The sequence below is a fragment of the Fibrobacter sp. UWR4 genome (assembly GCF_003149045.1).
GTDB lineage: Bacteria > Fibrobacterota > Fibrobacteria > Fibrobacterales > Fibrobacteraceae > Fibrobacter.
Map to the genome: position 1 here is coordinate 1 of NZ_QGDU01000091.1, position 1,237 is coordinate 1,237.

A 1,237-nucleotide genomic window follows, 5' to 3' on the forward strand; every position below is an offset into this window, starting at 1 on the left:
ATTAAATTTTAGAAAATAGCCCATTTTTTGTTTAATTTAGGCGAAAGTCAACAAAAAAGGGTGGCGAAGCCACCCACACATGTTGATGAAGAGCCATTTAAGGGGAATATATTCGGAGTTTTTTTATGAAGACTTTTAAGAAAATTGGCTTGGTGAGTGCGGCCGCTTTTGCGCTGTTCGCATTTAATGCCTGCGGCGACGACTCCAACTCCACCAGCGCATCTGGTGAAAACAGTGCACAGAGTTCTGCTGTTGAGGACGATGAATCATCCTCCAGTATCAACGACAATTCTTCATCTTCAAGTGTCATCCTGAGCGACAGCGAAGGATCTAGCAGTTCATCTAGCGCGAAAGGGGGTGGAAAGTCAAGTTCTTCCGTTGTCAGCAACGGAAATAGTAGTGAAATTGAAGTGTTAAGTAGCTCTTCTTCTGCCAAAAGAACATGTACTGAGGATTCTGTTTTCTCGGAACAAGATGGATACGAAATTTACAAGTATCAATGCATTAATGGAAAATGGAAGTGTATAGATGTCATTGATGTTGAAGTTCCTGATCTTCATTACGATATGTCTGCACAGTTCTATTATAATTCCAGGGAACACAAAAATGCTGGTGAAGATTTTATTGATCCAAGAGATAATCAGGTCTATAAAACGACTTACATTAAACGGACTTCATCCGAAGAAATTGCCTTCCGGGTTTTTGCTGAAAATTTGAACTTTGGAACGCAAATCAAAAGTAACGAAATCAACTCCGACGATTCCAAGGTGGAGAAATATTGTTATAACGACGATTCCTGGTACTGCGATAACGGATTTGGAGGACTCTACACCTGGAGCGAGGCCATGGGGTTCCACAAGGCTTGTGACACGACTTTTGTTGGAACAACGGAAAGCTGCCCCGACATGATTGATACCACTGCAGAACATTATTCTAATCCAGAATTGGCTTTTAATTATGCTCAGCACCGGGGAATTTGCCCCGAAGGCTGGCATGTCATGAATTTAAATGAGTGGAAGGTTATGAAAGAAAAATCAGATCTCTCTCTAAAGTCAAATCTTGTTTGGAACTGTTCTAATGTTTGCAACTCCACTGGTATGTCTGCCTTGCCTGTAGGAAAAGTTGATGCAGGTGAATTTAAGGGCGAATTTAAGTCGCCAAGTAAATTTGTTTAACTTGCCTAGAAATATACTCTAATGGGGTGAGAAATCCAAGTCGTTTTCTCGGCCGATTGTTC

Annotated in this window: 1 protein-coding gene; it reads left to right on the forward strand. The window is 41.1% G+C overall.

Annotated elements, in window-relative coordinates; translation table 11 throughout:
* Positions 1 to 125: 125 nt before the first annotated feature.
* On the forward strand, positions 126 to 1,175 hold the full coding sequence (locus BGX12_RS15225; RefSeq protein WP_109736860.1) for an FISUMP domain-containing protein: 1,050 nt from the start codon (positions 126 to 128) through the stop codon (positions 1,173 to 1,175).
* The last annotated feature ends 62 nt before the right edge of the window (positions 1,176 to 1,237 follow it).